This is a genomic window from Nocardioides maradonensis, assembly GCF_054777115.1.
Genome location: NZ_BAAHAZ010000003.1, coordinates 262,581 through 276,111 on the forward strand (window position 1 = coordinate 262,581; position 13,531 = coordinate 276,111).

At 72.3% G+C, this 13,531-nt stretch carries 16 protein-coding genes; 6 read left to right on the top strand and 10 right to left on the bottom strand.

The window, feature by feature from the left end:
* Nucleotides 1-20: 20 nt before the first annotated feature.
* A complete protein-coding gene (locus ACYVAQ_RS04835; protein ID WP_460787340.1) occupies nt 21-497 on the bottom strand; it encodes a MarR family winged helix-turn-helix transcriptional regulator in 477 nt (158 codons plus the stop codon).
* 82 nt (nt 498-579) lie between these two features.
* On the opposite strand from ACYVAQ_RS04835, the gene ACYVAQ_RS04840 reads away from it, so the two are divergent.
* A complete protein-coding gene (locus ACYVAQ_RS04840; protein WP_460787341.1) occupies nt 580-2,127 on the top strand; it encodes an acyl-CoA carboxylase subunit beta in 1,548 nt (515 codons plus the stop codon).
* Nucleotides 2,128-2,131: 4 nt separating this feature from the next.
* Here the strand turns inward: ACYVAQ_RS04840 and ACYVAQ_RS04845 are convergent, their stop codons facing one another.
* The 3 genes from ACYVAQ_RS04845 to ACYVAQ_RS04855 form a co-directional block, all read right to left on the bottom strand.
* Nucleotides 2,132-2,776 (bottom strand): NADPH-dependent F420 reductase, encoded by a 645-nt coding sequence (locus ACYVAQ_RS04845; protein ID WP_460787342.1) that lies wholly within the window; start codon nt 2,774-2,776, stop codon nt 2,132-2,134.
* 10 nt (nt 2,777-2,786) lie between these two features.
* Complete coding sequence (locus tag ACYVAQ_RS04850) at nt 2,787-3,983, bottom strand: ATP-binding protein (protein ID WP_460787343.1); 1,197 nt, start codon at nt 3,981-3,983, stop codon at nt 2,787-2,789.
* Between the two features lie 67 nt (nt 3,984-4,050).
* On the bottom strand, nt 4,051-4,287 hold the full coding sequence (locus tag ACYVAQ_RS04855; RefSeq protein ID WP_460787344.1) for a hypothetical protein: 237 nt from the start codon (nt 4,285-4,287) through the stop codon (nt 4,051-4,053).
* A gap of 63 nt (nt 4,288-4,350) precedes the next feature.
* On the opposite strand from ACYVAQ_RS04855, the gene ACYVAQ_RS04860 reads away from it, so the two are divergent.
* Both ACYVAQ_RS04860 and ACYVAQ_RS04865 read left to right on the top strand, forming a co-directional pair.
* The gene (locus ACYVAQ_RS04860) at nt 4,351-5,235 is read left to right on the top strand and encodes an Fpg/Nei family DNA glycosylase (RefSeq protein ID WP_460787345.1); all 885 of its coding nucleotides are present in this window, start codon (nt 4,351-4,353) and stop codon (nt 5,233-5,235) included.
* 11 nt (nt 5,236-5,246) lie between these two features.
* On the top strand, nt 5,247-5,585 hold the full coding sequence (locus tag ACYVAQ_RS04865; protein ID WP_460787346.1) for a rhodanese-like domain-containing protein: 339 nt from the start codon (nt 5,247-5,249) through the stop codon (nt 5,583-5,585).
* A 9-nt stretch (nt 5,586-5,594) separates the two neighbouring features.
* On the opposite strand, the gene ACYVAQ_RS04870 is transcribed toward ACYVAQ_RS04865, so the two are convergent.
* The 3 genes from ACYVAQ_RS04870 to aat all read right to left on the bottom strand — a co-directional run bounded on the left by ACYVAQ_RS04870 (nt 5,595) and on the right by aat (nt 7,304).
* Complete coding sequence (locus tag ACYVAQ_RS04870) at nt 5,595-5,996, bottom strand: hypothetical protein (protein ID WP_460787347.1); 402 nt, start codon at nt 5,994-5,996, stop codon at nt 5,595-5,597.
* Nucleotides 5,997-6,086: 90 nt separating this feature from the next.
* The gene (locus ACYVAQ_RS04875; protein ID WP_460787349.1) at nt 6,087-6,551 is read right to left on the bottom strand and encodes a hypothetical protein; all 465 of its coding nucleotides are present in this window, start codon (nt 6,549-6,551) and stop codon (nt 6,087-6,089) included.
* Nucleotides 6,552-6,581: 30 nt separating this feature from the next.
* Nucleotides 6,582-7,304, bottom strand: coding sequence for a leucyl/phenylalanyl-tRNA--protein transferase (gene aat, locus ACYVAQ_RS04880; protein ID WP_460787350.1), 723 nt, complete (start codon nt 7,302-7,304; stop codon nt 6,582-6,584).
* A 56-nt stretch (nt 7,305-7,360) separates the two neighbouring features.
* Between aat and ACYVAQ_RS04885 the strand changes: the two genes are divergently transcribed.
* The gene (locus tag ACYVAQ_RS04885; RefSeq protein WP_460787351.1) at nt 7,361-8,050 is read left to right on the top strand and encodes an EcsC family protein; all 690 of its coding nucleotides are present in this window, start codon (nt 7,361-7,363) and stop codon (nt 8,048-8,050) included.
* A gap of 127 nt (nt 8,051-8,177) precedes the next feature.
* Here the strand turns inward: ACYVAQ_RS04885 and ACYVAQ_RS04890 are convergent, their stop codons facing one another.
* The 3 genes from ACYVAQ_RS04890 to ACYVAQ_RS04900 all read right to left on the bottom strand — a co-directional run bounded on the left by ACYVAQ_RS04890 (nt 8,178) and on the right by ACYVAQ_RS04900 (nt 12,600).
* Nucleotides 8,178-9,116, bottom strand: coding sequence for a hydroxymethylglutaryl-CoA lyase (locus tag ACYVAQ_RS04890; RefSeq protein WP_460787352.1), 939 nt, complete (start codon nt 9,114-9,116; stop codon nt 8,178-8,180).
* Entirely contained in the window at nt 9,113-10,936 is a 1,824-nt protein-coding gene (locus ACYVAQ_RS04895) for an acetyl/propionyl/methylcrotonyl-CoA carboxylase subunit alpha (protein ID WP_460787353.1), read from the bottom strand. The genes ACYVAQ_RS04890 and ACYVAQ_RS04895 overlap by 4 nt, the downstream gene beginning before the upstream one ends.
* Nucleotides 10,937-11,067: 131 nt before the next feature.
* Nucleotides 11,068-12,600, bottom strand: a complete 1,533-nt coding sequence (locus ACYVAQ_RS04900; RefSeq protein ID WP_460787354.1) for a carboxyl transferase domain-containing protein — start codon at nt 12,598-12,600, stop codon at nt 11,068-11,070.
* A 108-nt stretch (nt 12,601-12,708) separates the two neighbouring features.
* Between ACYVAQ_RS04900 and ACYVAQ_RS04905 the strand changes: the two genes are divergently transcribed.
* Both ACYVAQ_RS04905 and ACYVAQ_RS04910 read left to right on the top strand, forming a co-directional pair.
* Entirely contained in the window at nt 12,709-12,933 is a 225-nt protein-coding gene (locus tag ACYVAQ_RS04905; RefSeq protein WP_460787355.1) for a hypothetical protein, read from the top strand.
* Nucleotides 12,934-12,957: 24 nt separating this feature from the next.
* Nucleotides 12,958-13,527, top strand: coding sequence for a TetR/AcrR family transcriptional regulator (locus tag ACYVAQ_RS04910; protein WP_460787356.1), 570 nt, complete (start codon nt 12,958-12,960; stop codon nt 13,525-13,527).
* Nucleotides 13,528-13,531: the final 4 nt, after the last annotated feature.

Below are 13,531 nucleotides of genomic sequence, written 5' to 3' on the forward strand. Positions count from 1 at the left end.
GGTCTGCACCGGGATCGAGGCTAGGGCTGCTCGACGGTGGAGGTCGTGGTCGCGAGCCGTTCCTGCACGATCGCGGTGACCGCGGCCAAGGCGTCCACCTGCTCGGGCGTGAGGTGGTCGAAGAACAGCTCCCGTACGAGCTCGACGTGGGCCGGCGCGGCCGCCTCGATCGCCGCGGCTCCGGCCGGCGTCAGGTCGACGAACGCACCGCGGCGGTCGTCGGCGCACTCACGACGGGCCACCAGCCCCCGCGCCGCCATCCGTGAGACCTGCTTGGACAGCCGGCTCTTCTCCCACTGCATCCGCTCGCCGAGCTCGTACATCCGCAGCGTCCGCTCCGGGACGTCGGTCAGGTTGACGAGCACCTCGTAGTCGGCGAACGACAGCCCGCTGGTCCGCTGCAGCTCACGCCCGAGCGCCGCCGACAGCAGGGTGTGCGCGTCGAGCCATCCCCGCCACGCGACCTCCTCGCGGTCGTCCAACCAACGCGTTCCCACAGACCCATGGTACCGCTTGGTTGCCGTGGAAACTTCCTGAGCCGTTGCCGGCCCGCCACCTCCACCCGGCAGAGTTGGCCCCGTGACGCACCCGGCACCCCTGCCCCACGAGACCGCCCTCGCCGCAGTCCTCGACGCCGGCCGCCCCGAGGCGGTCGAGAAGCAGCACCGACGCGGCAAGCTGACCGCCCGAGAGCGGATCGCCGCGCTGACCGATCCCGGCACCTTCCGCGAGTTCGGCGCGCTGGTCACCGGGACCGGCCCGGACGGCGGACCGGTCCCGGCCGACGGCGTCGTGTGCGGGACGGCGGAGATCGACGAGCGTCCCGTCGTGGTCGTGGCGAGCGACTTCACCGCGGCGGGCGGCAGCAACGGCGCGGTCGGCAACGAGAAGATCCGCCGCGTCTACTCACTCGCCGGAACCCGCGGCATCCCCGTCGTGATGCTGCTCGACGGCGGCGGCCACCGGATCCACGAGGGCCTGGACGCCAAGGAGTTCGCGATCGGCGTCGACATCCAGCACCTGCACACGCGGATGAGCGGCTGGGTCCCGCTGGTCGCGGCGCTCCTCGGCCCCGGGTTCGGCGCCCCCACCCTGAGCGCCTCGCTGTGCGACTACGTGATCGCCGTACGCGGCATCGCAACCCTCGGCATGGCGCCGCCGCCCCTGGTGAAGGCCGCGACCGGCGAGGTTCTCGGCGACGACGTGAGCGGCCCCGATGCCCAGGCGGAGTTCGGCAACATCGACCTCGCCGTCGACAGCGAGGAGGAGGCCTTCGACGCGATCCGGATGTACCTCGACACGCTCCCCAGCAACGCCGAGGCACCGCTACCGGTCCGCGCGTCCTCCCTGCCCCGCCCGGCCGCTGCGCGAGCCCTCGACGACACCGTCACCGCGGACGCCCGCCGCTCCTACGACATGTACGACGTCATCGCGGGCATCGTCGACGAGGACAGCGAGGTCGAGCTGCGGCCGGCGTACGCACGCAACATGGTGACCCTGCTGGCCCGCGTCGACGGCAACCCGATCGGCATCGTCGCCAACCAGCCCGCCGTCCGCGCCGGGATGCTCGACACCGCCGCGTGCGCGAAGGCGAGTCGGATGGTGTCGCTGTGCGACGCGTTCGGCATCCCCGTGCTGACGCTGATCGACCTGCCCGGCCTGGCGGTCGGCATCGAGGCGGAGCGCAGCGGGCTGGGCCGCGCGAGCCTGCGGATGTCGGCGGCGTACGGGTACGCCACCGTGCCGCTGTTCACCGTCGTCGCACGCAAGGGGTACGGCGGCGGCTACGTGATGATGTCGGGCGGTCGCACGTTCTCCCCCGAGCTGGTCGTCGCCTGGCCGCACGCGGAAACGGCCGTCATGGCGGCCGAGACCGCGGTCGAGCTGGTCTTCAAGCGCGAGCTCGAGGCAGTGGCCGACGAGGACCGGGCGGCGAAGAAGCGGGAGATCGCCGCCGCCTTCGACGACCGCGCCAGTGCGGTCCGGGGCGCCGAGGGCTTCGGGTACGACGCCGTCATCCGCCCCAGCGAGACCCGGGCCTGGCTGGCCGAGCTGCTCGCACAGCTGCCCCGCCACCGGCTGATGGACACGGTCACCCCGCGCCGGCACGGGGTCGAGCCCCTCTGACGCGTCAGGCGCGGACGATGCGGTAGTTGAACGCAGGCGTCCCGAGCGCCTGCATCAGCCGCAGCCAGAACGGCATCATCCACTCGGTGCCGCGGGCGGTGGTGATGTCGCCGAGGTCGATGACGTCGGTGTGCCCGAACTCCCGCAGCATCGCCGTGACCGTCGCCTTCGCCCCCGCGTCGTCGCCGGAGACGAAGACCGACGTCGGCTCCGGCAGCGCCTCCGGGTGCGTCATGACCGAGGCGTTGAGGGTGTTCAGCGTCTTCACCACCAACGCGTCGGGGAAGGCGCGCTGCACCTGCTCGCCGATCGAGTCGTCCTGGGGCGCGGTGACCAGGGGCGGGAACCCGCCGGAGAAGTCGAGCCCGTTGGAGATGTCGACGAGCGGCTTGCCCGCGAGGTTGGCCGCACCGGCCTGCTCCAGGACGGTGAGGGTCGCGTCGCCGTTGGTGGCGTTGACGACCACCTCCGCACCGGCAGCCGCGTCGGCGAAGGTGGCGAGCGCGACGCCCGCGATCGGGTCGTAGCCTTCGCGCGCCTGCGTCGCGGCGGGGTCGCGGGTGCCCATCGTGACCTCGTGGCCCAGCTCGGCGAGTCGTGCGGCGATGGCGTTGCCGACCATGCCGGTGCCCAGGACGGCGTACTTCATCGTTTGCTCCTCAGGACTGGGTGCGCAGGTACCGGCCGAAGTGCGGGACCGTGAAGGCAATCCTGCCGCGTTCGCCCGAGTAGATCAGCCCCTTCTTCAGCAGTGCGTCGCGGGCCGGCGAGAGGGACTGCGGCTTCTTGTTGAGTACGCCGGCGACGTCCGCCGTCGCCACGGTGCCCACCGGGTCGTCGGCCTCGGTGCCGGCGGCGTCGGCCATCGCCCGCAGGTACTCCCGCTCCCCCGGTGTCGCCCGCTCGTAGCGCGACCCGAAGAAGCCCACGGCGAGCTCGCGCTCGGCCTCGGGTGCGGCGACCGCGATGTCGTCGGCGGTGATCGGGCTGCGCGGGGCGAGGTCCCACGCAGCCTTCCCGTAGGCCTGGATGAAGTAGGGGTAGCCACCGGTGGCCTCGTACATGGCGGCCAGGGCGGCGGGCTCGTACTCGGCGTCCTCCTCCGCGGCCGGCGCGGCCAGCGCCCGGTCCGCGGCCTCGCGGGAGAGCCGGTCGATGCGCTGGTAGGAGAACAGCCGCTCGGAGTAGGACTTGCTCGCGCTCAGCACGGCGGGCAGGTGCGGGAGACCCGCCCCGACCACGATGACGGGCAGGCCGTTCTGGCTGAGCTCGTGGCAGGCGGCGCAGAGCGCCGAGACGTCGTCGGCGCCGAGGTCCTGCATCTCGTCGATGAAGATGCCGACGCCCTTGCCCACGTCGGCCGCGAGCCCGCCGACGTCGGTGAGCAGCTCGACCAGGTCGATCTCGATGTCGCCGGAGTCGGCACGACCCCGCACGACAGCTGCGTCGATCCCCGGGCTCCAGCGGTCGCGCAGCTTCGCGTCGGCACCGGCGTCGCGCTCGACGAACGCCCGCACCACGCCGAGGACCTGGGCGGTCTCGTCGGGCTCGGGGTGGCCGAGCTCGCGCACCGCCTGGTGCAGCGCGCCCGCGAGCGGTCGGCGCAGGCTCTGCTCCGGTCGCGCCTCCAGCTTGCCGGTGCCCCACCCCTTGCGCACCGCCGCGCCCCGGAGCGCGTTCAGCAGCACCGTCTTGCCGACCCCGCGCAGCCCGGTCAGCACCAGGCTCCGCTCGGGACGCCCACGGGCCACCCGCTCGAGCACCACGTCGAAGGCCGCCAGCTGCTCGTCACGGCCCGCCAGCTCGGGCGGCCGCTGCCCCGCGCCGGGCGCGTAGGGGTTCCGGATCGGGTCCACGATCAGACCGTATCGGCGTCTCTAGCAGGCGCCGTAGACATCGCTAGCGTGTCGGATCGTGCGCTGCTCACGCCAACAGCGGCCGCTGCTCGACCGGGGTGGGACCGGTGGCCTGGCGCAGCGTCTCGATCAGGTCGGGGACCTGCTCGGGAGTCAACCGCACCGTCCCCGTGCACACGTTCTGGTGCCAGATCGACAGCACCACCACCCCGGCCTCCGCGTGCCAGCTCACCCGCAGCGCGCGGTCACCGCGGCCGTCCAGGTGGACGGAGCCGACGCTCGGCACCGGGCGGATCGTGCTCATACCCGCATCATGCGCCGCACCACCGACACCGCGCCAGGGTCCGACCTGCCTAGAGTGGGGCCCATGCCCGAGCTGCCCGAGGTGGAGGCGCTGGCCCAGGACCTGACCGGCCGGTTGTCCGGGCGCGCGATCACCACGATCCACGTGCCCCAGTTCAGCGCGCTGAAGACCTACGACCCGCCGCTGACGGCGATCGAGGGCACGCTCGTCGACGGCGTACGACGACACGGGAAGTTCCTCGACATCGAGGCGAGCGGGCTGCACCTGATCTTCCACCTGGCGCGGGCGGGCTGGGTGCGGTGGCGCGACGAGGTGCCCGCGCTGCCGCCGAAGCCGAGCATGAAGTCCACCCTCGCGGTGCGGGTCGTGCTCTCCCCCGATGACGGCAGCGACGTGACCCCCGGCCTCGACGTCACCGAGGCCGGCACCAAGAAGTCGCTCGCGTGCTACCTGGTGCGCGACCCGCTCGACGTCCCCGGCATCGCCTCGCTCGGCCCGGACCCGTTGTCGGAGGAGTTCACGATCGAGGCCCTCGCCGAGATCCTCGAGTCCGAGGGCGGCAAGCAGATCAAGGGCGTGCTGCGGCACCAGGGCACCATCGCCGGGATCGGCAACGCCTACTCCGACGAGATCCTGCACGCGGCCCGGATGTCGCCCTTCAAACCGGCCAAGAGCGTGGTCGACGAGGACCTCGCCACCCTGTACCTGTCGATCCGCGACACCCTGGGCGCCGCGGTCGAGCGCTCCCGCGGACTCGCCGCGAGCGAGCTGAAGTCGGAGAAGAAGTCGAACCTCGCCGTGCACGGCCGCACCGGTCAGCAGTGCCCGGTGTGCGGCGACGTGGTGCGCGAGGTGTCGTTCGCCGACTCCAGCCTGCAGTACTGCGCCACCTGCCAGACCGGCGGCAAGCCCCTCGCCGACCGCCGGATGTCGAAGCTGTTGAAGTAGAACGAGGAGCCATGATCCCCACCATCGCGATCGAGAACGTCCCGAACCCGCTGCCCGAGGGTGTGGCCGTCCTCGACGTCCGCGAGCCCGACGAGTGGGCGGCCGGCCACATCGAGGGCGCGCTGCACATCCCGCTCAGCACGCTGCCGGTCCGGCTGGACGAGGTCGCCGCGCTCGACGCCGCCCAGACCCTGGTGGTCTGCAAGGTCGGAGGACGGTCGGCGCAGGCGGTCGCCTACCTCTCCCAGCAGGGGTACGACGTGGTCAACCTGGCCGGCGGCATGCTCGACTGGGCCGCGGCGGGCCGGCCGATGGTCAGCGAGACCGGCCAGCCGGCGTACGTCGGCTGAGGCGGCTGCTCAGGCGGGGCACTCCTGGCCGACCCAGGAGACGAACGCCGCCACCTTCGCGCGGTCCGCGCCCGACTCCGTCGGGAAGCCCTTCGCGCTGTTCGAGCCCTTGACGTTCGTCCAGGTCGCCTTGAGGACCGAGTCGACCAGGACGTCGAAGCCGGCGTGGGCATCGGCGGTGATGTCGCTCGGGGTGCCGACCCCCTTCAGCTGCTTCACCGCGGTCTGGATCGCGGTGAACGCCGCCTTGCTGCTGCCCTCGTCGTTCGCCGCCTTCACCGATCCCCAGGCGTTGCAGAACGCCTCCTTGGACGCCCCCGCGGAGGCCCCTCCGGAACCTCCGCAGCCGGTGAGCGTGGCAGTCATCAGAGCCGCGACACCGAGCGCGAGGGCGGGACGAGTGAGGGTCATGGGTGCAGCCAACTGGCCGCGCCCGGGAAATGCAAGCAAACGCCGGCCGGCCCCCGAGAGGGCCGGCCGGCGTCCGGATCGGGTCGGGTCTCAGCAGTAGGTCTTGGCCCAGGTGGTGAACGTCGTGACCTTGGTCATCTGGTCGGAGCTGAGGCCGAACATCTTGCCGATGAGGTCGCTCTCCGAGCCCGAGTCGCCGTTCGCCGCGGCGGACTGGATGGCCTTGGCGCCGGACTCGAGCTTGTCCGCCGAGGCCTTGCCCGCGGCGTCGACGAGCGCCTCGAAGCCCGCGCGGGCGTCAGCCGGGATGTCGGACGGCGTACCGACCTTCTTGAGCTTGTCGGCCATGGTGTGCATCGCGTCGGCCGCGCCGGAGTAGTCCGAGTCGCCGACGTTGGCGAACGCCTGGTCGCCGCTACCGTACGCCGCGCAGAAGTCGGCCTTGGACGCGCTCGTCGGAGCGCTGGAGCCGCCGCCGCTGCCACAGGCGGTGAGCGAGAGGCCCAGCAGGGCCGCGGCGCTGAGGGCGAGAGCGGATCGCTTGATCGTCGTCATGCCGGCCACCATGCCCGACGCCCTCGTGTTCTAACCGCACCGACCCGTGAAATCGGCGGCCGGCACGTCGAGGAGCATCCCCAGCCCGGAGAGGTACGCCGCGCGCGACCGCTCCGTCACGCCCAGCGAGCGCAGGTGCGGGGTCGGCCACTGGACGTCGATGAGCCGCCCGGCGCTGTGCGGGTCGGCGCGCAGGTGCTCGACCAGGCCGACGAGGGCCACCTTCGAGGCGTCGCGCTCGTGGTGGAACATCGACTCGCCGGCGAACAGGCCGCCGAGGGCGACGCCGTACAGACCACCCGCCAGGCGCCCGTCGCGCCATGCCTCGACGGAGTGGGCCCAGCCGAGCCGGTGCAGCTCGACGTACGCCTGCTGGATGCGGCGGTCGATCCACCCGTGCGGGCGGTCGGGATCCGCGCACGCCGCGATGACCTGCTCGAAGGCGGTGTCCATGCGGATCTCGAAGTCGCGCACGCTGCGGCGCAGGCTGCGCGAGACACGGAGGTCGGTGAGCTCGAGGACGCCGCGGCGCGCGGGGCACCACCAGCCGATCGAGCGCGGGCCCTCGGGCATCGGGAACAGCCCACAGCGGTACGCCGCCAGCAGCGTCCCCGGCGCGAGGTCGGCGCCGATCGCGACGAGGTCGCTGGGGTCCAGCTCGTCCTCGGGTGTGCCGGACGCCGCGGCCGGAAGGGTGCTCAGCTCGGCCGTCGTCGGGAACACCCAGGGTGTCGGCGGCGGTTCGATGGGCACAGGACCGAAACTAGCGGCCGGCACCGACCGTTGGTCCTCGTGATGGGATGGATGACATGCGGAAGAGCGTGAAGAGCGGAGTCGCGGCCGAGGTCGCGCGCCAGCTCGCCCCGAAGGTGACCACGATGGCGCCGGGGGCGACCGAGGCGTTCGTGCGGCACGCGCTGCACCGGGCGATCGTGGGCGTCGGCCCGCTGCCGGGGGCGGCGGCGGCCGCGGACGCGCAGCTGCGCGAGCAGCACGGTGACGTCGACCGCGCCATCAAGGAGGTCATCGAGAACCACGTGCGGTACGCCGGCGTCGAGGGCCTCGTCACCAACCTGGGTGGTCTGGTGACGGCCGCCGTGGTCGCGCCCGCGTCGATCTCCGGCCTCGCGCTCGTGCAGTGCCGGATGGTCGCGGGCATCGCGCACCTGCGCGGCTACGACCTCGACGACCCGCGCGTCCGCAACGCGATCCTGGTCGCGCTGCTCGGCGACGAGGTCGTGGCGAAGATGGTCCGGACGCACCGGATCCCGGGCCCGCCGATGGCGATCGCGACGTCGCCGGCGTACGACGCCCAGACCGACCCGATCATCGCCAACGCCATCGCCGGCGAGCTGATCAGCCGGGTCATCGGCAAGCGCCTCGCCGCCACCGTCGGCAAGCGGATGCCCGTGGTCGGCGGCGCGGTCGGCATGGTCGCTGACGCGGTCTCGACGTGGCGGGTGGGGCGGTACGCCGAGCGGGAGCTCCTGCCGCGCTGAGGTGCCGCGCCGCCGCTCGCGCTGTAACACGTCGTTGCGCGAGCTGGCAGCCGGCTCTGGTCGCCGGCAGCCCGTTCGGACGGGCTGGTGGCAGCGAAAACGGGCGCCCAGCTCGCGCAACGGCGTGTTACAGCTCCAGCGCCCGCACCACCGCGGACGGGCTCGGACGGCCCAGCTGCTCGGCCATCCACCGGCTGGTGGCGACGTACGCCGGCAGGTCGATGCCGTGCTCGATGCCCATCCCGGTGAGGAACCAGGCGAGGTCCTCGGTGGCGAGGTTGCCCGTGGCCGACTTCGCGTAGGGGCAGCCGCCGAGGCCGCCGGCGCTGGCGTCGTAGGTCGTCACCCCGGACTGCAGGCCCGCGTGCACGTTGGTCAGCGCCTGGCCGTAGGTGTCGTGGAAGTGCAGCGCGAGCCGGTCGACCGCGACGTCGGCCTCGACGAAGGCACCGACGAGCGCCTTCACGTGCCCGGCGGTCGCCACGCCGATCGTGTCGCCGAGGCTGAGCTGCGCGCAGCCGAGGTCGAGCAGCCGGCGACCGACCGTCACCACCTGCTCGATCGGGACAGCCCCCTCCCACGGGTCGCCGAAGCACATCGACACGTAGCCGCGGACGTCCATGCCCGCCTCGAGGGCGCGCGCGATCGTCGGCTCGAACATCTCGAACTGCGACTCCAGGCCGCGGTTGAGGTTCTTGTTGGCGAACGTCTCCGTGGCCGAGCCGAAGACGGCGACGTGACGCAGCCCGAGCTCGAGGGCCCGGTCCAGGCCGCGCTCGTTCGGGACCAGCACCGGCATCTGCCGCGCCGAGTCACCCATCTCCTGCACGAGTCCGGTCATCAGCTCGGCCGCGTCGGCGAGCTGCGGCACCCACGTCGGGTGCACGAACGACGTCGCCTCCACGACCGGCGCACCGGCCGCGCAGAGCCGGTGGATGAACTCGCTCTTCACGGCGGTGGGGACGGCGGCCTTCTCGTTCTGCAGGCCGTCGCGGGCGCCGACCTCGTAGATCGTGACCCGGGTCGGGAGACCAGGCTCGGGCACGACCATCGGCAGCACGCTCATGACGCCTCCACCACGAAGAGCGTCGCACCCAGGGCCACCTGCTGCGCGACCGCGGCGCCCACCTCGGTCACCACGCCGTCGTACGGCGCCTTCAGCGCGAGCTCCATCTTCATCGCCTCCACGACCCCGAGGACCTGGCCCTCGCTCACAGCATCCCCCGGTGCCACGCGGACGTCGAGGACGGTGCCGGGCATCGGGCTGACGATGGTGCCGTCGGCCGCGCCGGTGCCGTGGTCGGCGGACGCGTCGGGCCGGACGAACACGTAGCGCTGGCCGTGGAAGGCGAGCTCGACCTCGTGGTCGGTGACGCGGGACGTCATACGGTGGGAGCCTTCGAGCGCTCCGTCCGTATGACGTCCGGGCAGGTCCACCGATCCGTCAGCGAACTGGACGACCGCGGGCTCGGCGGGGCCGCCCATCCGGAAGCCGTCGCCGGCGAACGGGCCGGCGTGCTCGCGGTGCGCGTCCAGCCAGAGCCGGGCCGCGAGCTCGCGCGCCGGGGTCGGGTCGGGTGCGGGGACCTCGTTGCGGTCCAGCCAGGCGGTGTCGATCCCGCCCTCCTCGGCGAACTCCTCGCTCGCCGCGAGCACCCGCAGGAAGCCGGTGTTCGTGGTGAGACCGAGGATCGCGGTGTCGTCGAGGGCCGCGACGAGCCTGCGTCGCGCCTCGTCCCGATCGGCACCGGAGACGATGACCTTGCCCAGCATCGGGTCGTACGACGTGGAGACGACCTGCCCCGACTCGAGCGCGTGGTCGACGCGGGCGCCGGCCGGCCAGTGGACCGTCGTGGCCCGGCCGGCCTGGGGCAGGAAGCCGCCGAAGGCGTCCTCGGCGTACACCCGCGCCTCCATCGCGTGGACGGGCGCGCGCTCCACCTCGGCCTGTCCGAGGGCGGCGTGCCCGGTGACCACCAGCTGCAGCCGCACGAGGTCGAGACCGCCGTTCGCGAGCTCGGTGACCGGGTGCTCGACCTGGAGCCGGGTGTTCATCTCCAGGAAGTAGAAGTCGTCCGTCGCGGCGTCGAGGAGGAACTCCACGGTGCCCGCGTTCGTGTACCCGACCGCCTCGCCCAGCGCGACTGCCGCCGCGTGGATCCGGTCGCGCAGCTCGTCGGACAGCCCGGGCGCCGGGGCCTCCTCGATCACCTTCTGGTGCCGCCGCTGGACCGAGCACTCGCGGGTCCCGAAGTGCAGCACGTTCCCGTTGCGGTCGCCGACGATCTGCACCTCGATGTGCCGGCCACGCTCGACGTACTTTTCGATGAGCATGGCGTCGTCACCGAAGGCGCTGAGCGCCTCCCGCTTCGCCGCGGCGACCGCCTCGGGCAGCTCCTCCGCGGACCGCACGACGCGCATGCCCTTGCCGCCACCACCGGCCGCGGCCTTGGCGAGCACCGGGTAGGCGAAGGTGGTCGGGTCGTCGTCCAGCGAGTACGACGGGATCACGGGAACCCCAGCCGCCACGGCGATGTCGCGCGCCGCGTCCTTGCGGCCCATCTGCTCGATGACCTCGGGCGTCGGGCCGATCCAGGTGATGCCGGCATCGGTGACCGCGCGGGCGAAGGCGGCGTTCTCGGACAGGAAGCCGTAGCCGGGGTGGATCGCCTCCGCGCCCGCGGACCTAGCCGCGTCGAGGACCGCAGCCGCGTCGAGGTAGGACGGCACCCGCACCGCGACATCGGCGTCACGCACGTGCAGCGCGTCGGCGTCCAGGTCGGTGTGGACCGCGATGGTCGTGATCCCGAGCTCACGACAGGTGCGGAAGACCCGGCGGGCGATCTCCCCCCGGTTGGCGACGAGGACGGAACGAATGGTCGTCATGAGATGAGCCCCTCTGCAAACGCGAGCTTGCGAGTGTTTGCCCGGCCGACCGCGAGCGGAGCGAGCCTGGTCGGTGGGAACAGCCAATGAGTGCGGCGGAGCCGCTCGATGCCTTGCATGCGCGGAGCGCCTTACATCCGGAAGATGCCGTAGGAGGGACTGGGGACCGGCGCGTGCGAGGTCACCTCGAGCGCCATGCCGAGCACCCGCCGGGTGTCGGCGGGGTCGATGATGCCGTCGTCCCAGAGCCGCGCGCTGGCGTAGTACGGCGAGCCCTGGGTCTCGTACTGCTCCCGGATCGGTGCCTTGAACGCGTCGTCGTCCTCGCGTCCCGCGACGGTGGCCAGCACGTTCGCGGCCTGCTCGCCGCCCATCACGGAGATGCGGGCGTTCGGCCACATCCACAGGAAGCGCGGGTCGTAGGCGCGTCCGCACATGCCGTAGTTGCCGGCACCGAAGGAGCCACCGATCACGACCGTGAGCTTCGGGACCACCGAGCATGCCACCGCCGTCACCAGCTTGGCGCCGTCGCGGGCGATGCCGCGGTTCTCGTACTCCCGCCCGACCATGAAGCCGGTGATGTTCTGCAGGAACAGCAGCGGGATACCGCGCTGGTTGCACAGCTCGACGAAGTGCGCGCCCTTGAGCGCCGACTCGCTGAACAGGATGCCGTTGTTGGCGACGATCCCGACCTCGCGGCCGTAGATGCGGGCGAAGGCGCAGACGAGGGTCTCGCCGTACAGCTGCTTGAACTCCTGGAAGCGGCTCCCGTCCACCAGGCGACGGATCACCTCGCGCACGTCGTACGGCGTGCGGGTGCTCGTCGGCACGACGTCGTAGAGCGTCTCGGGGGCCTCGACCGGCTCGTCCCAGGTCGCCTCGGTGGTCGAGCCGGCCGGGCGGGGCAGCGTGTCGACGATGCCGCGCAGGATCCGCAGCGCGTGCGCGTCGTCGTCGGCGAGGTGGTCGACGACGCCCGACGTACGGGCGTGGACGTCGCCTCCACCAAGGTCCTCGGCCGAGACGACCTCACCGGTCGCGGCCTTCACCAGCGGCGGACCGCCCAGGAAGATCGTGCCCTGGTTCTTGACGATGACGGTCTCGTCCGACATCGCCGGCACGTAGGCGCCGCCGGCGGTGCAGGAGCCCATGACCGCGGCGAGCTGCGGGATGCCGCGTGCACTCATGGTGGCCTGGTTGAAGAAGATCCGGCCGAAGTGCTCCTTGTCGGGGAACACCTCGTCCTGCATCGGCAGGAACGCGCCGCCGGAGTCGACCAGGTAGAGGCACGGCAGGTTGTTCTCGCCCGCGATCGTCTGGGCCCGCAGGTGCTTCTTGACCGACAGCGGGTAGTAGGTGCCGCCCTTCACGGTCGCGTCGTTGGCGAGCACCATGCAGTCACGGCCCTGGACCCGACCGATGCCGGCGACGACGCCGGCGGACGGCACGGAGTAGGGATCCTCGCCGTACATCCCGTACGCCGCCAGCGGCGCGATCTCCAGGAACGGGCTGCCCGGGTCGAGCAGCCGGTCGACGCGTTCGCGGGGCAGCAGCTTGCCGCGGTCGGTGTGCTTCTGGCGGGCCGCCTCGCTGCCTCCCTGGCGCACGCGCGCCAGGCGCTCGCGGAGCTCGGTGGCCAGCTCGCTCATCGTCGGTTCGGACACGGACCCAAGGTTAATGATCATTAACCTCTGCGGTCAATGGGGTGAAACAGGCGCCGTCGGGGTACTGGGCGGCGCGAGCCGAGGTGCTCGCGAGAGAGGAACCGAAAGATGTCCGTCATCGTCACCGCCGAGCGCCTGGTCCGCAGCAGCCTGCGCACGATCGCCCACGCCATCGTGCACCCCGTCGAGACCGTCGGCACCGTCGTCGAGGAGCTCCCCGACGTCATCCCGGACGTCGCCGAGGCCACCGCCAGCGCGCTCATGGACGCGCTGCAGCAGTCCGACGCCGAGCCCGCGGACTGGCTGATGACGCCGAAGACCATGCCCCAGTAGGTGAACGAGCACTAACCTGGGGGCGTGAGTGCGCCCACCCGCCGTGAGCAGATCCTGGCCACGGCCGCCGATCTCTTCGCGGCGCGCGGCTTCCACGGCGTCTCGGTGGCCGATCTCGGCGCGGCCTGCGGGATCAGCGGACCGGCTCTCTACAAGCACTTCCCGTCCAAGCAGGCGATGCTCGCCGAGATGCTCACCTCGATCTCCGAGCGCCTGCTCGCCGTCGGTCGCTCGCGCGTGGAGGCGGGCGGCGGAGACCCGGTGCGGGCGCTGCGGGGGCTGATCGACTGGCACCTGGAGTTCGCGCTCGGGCACCGCGCACTGATCATCGTCCAGGACCGGGACTGGGAGTCGCTGCCCGCCGACGCCCGCGACCAGGTCCGCCGGCTGCAGCGTCAGTACGTCGGCCTGTGGGCCGACCAGCTGCGCGCCCTCGACGCCGACCTGTCCGCCGCGGCCGCCCACGCCTGCGCGCAGGCCGTCTTCGGGCTGCTCAACTCCACGCCGCGCGCCGGGCACGGCATCTCCGACGCCGAGCTGCGGGCGCTCCTGGGCGGTCTCGCCGAGCGCTCGCTGGGCGTCGCCGGCAGCTGACGGG

What these genes read in the sequence shown, in the direction of transcription:
- ACYVAQ_RS04895 (WP_460787353.1), bottom strand. Translation starts at nt 10,936, where the DNA reads ATGACGACCATTCGTTCCGTCCTCGTCGCCAACCGGGGGGAGATCGCC.
- ACYVAQ_RS04865 (WP_460787346.1), top strand. Translation starts at nt 5,247, where the DNA reads ATGATCCCCACCATCGCGATCGAGAACGTCCCGAACCCGCTGCCCGAG.
- ACYVAQ_RS04905 (WP_460787355.1), top strand. Translation starts at nt 12,709, where the DNA reads ATGTCCGTCATCGTCACCGCCGAGCGCCTGGTCCGCAGCAGCCTGCGC.
- ACYVAQ_RS04870 (WP_460787347.1), bottom strand. Translation starts at nt 5,996, where the DNA reads ATGACCCTCACTCGTCCCGCCCTCGCGCTCGGTGTCGCGGCTCTGATG.
- ACYVAQ_RS04885 (WP_460787351.1), top strand. Translation starts at nt 7,361, where the DNA reads ATGCGGAAGAGCGTGAAGAGCGGAGTCGCGGCCGAGGTCGCGCGCCAG.
- ACYVAQ_RS04860 (WP_460787345.1), top strand. Translation starts at nt 4,351, where the DNA reads ATGCCCGAGCTGCCCGAGGTGGAGGCGCTGGCCCAGGACCTGACCGGC.
- ACYVAQ_RS04845 (WP_460787342.1), bottom strand. Translation starts at nt 2,776, where the DNA reads ATGAAGTACGCCGTCCTGGGCACCGGCATGGTCGGCAACGCCATCGCC.
- ACYVAQ_RS04855 (WP_460787344.1), bottom strand. Translation starts at nt 4,287, where the DNA reads ATGAGCACGATCCGCCCGGTGCCGAGCGTCGGCTCCGTCCACCTGGAC.
- ACYVAQ_RS04890 (WP_460787352.1), bottom strand. Translation starts at nt 9,116, where the DNA reads ATGAGCGTGCTGCCGATGGTCGTGCCCGAGCCTGGTCTCCCGACCCGG.
- ACYVAQ_RS04875 (WP_460787349.1), bottom strand. Translation starts at nt 6,551, where the DNA reads ATGACGACGATCAAGCGATCCGCTCTCGCCCTCAGCGCCGCGGCCCTG.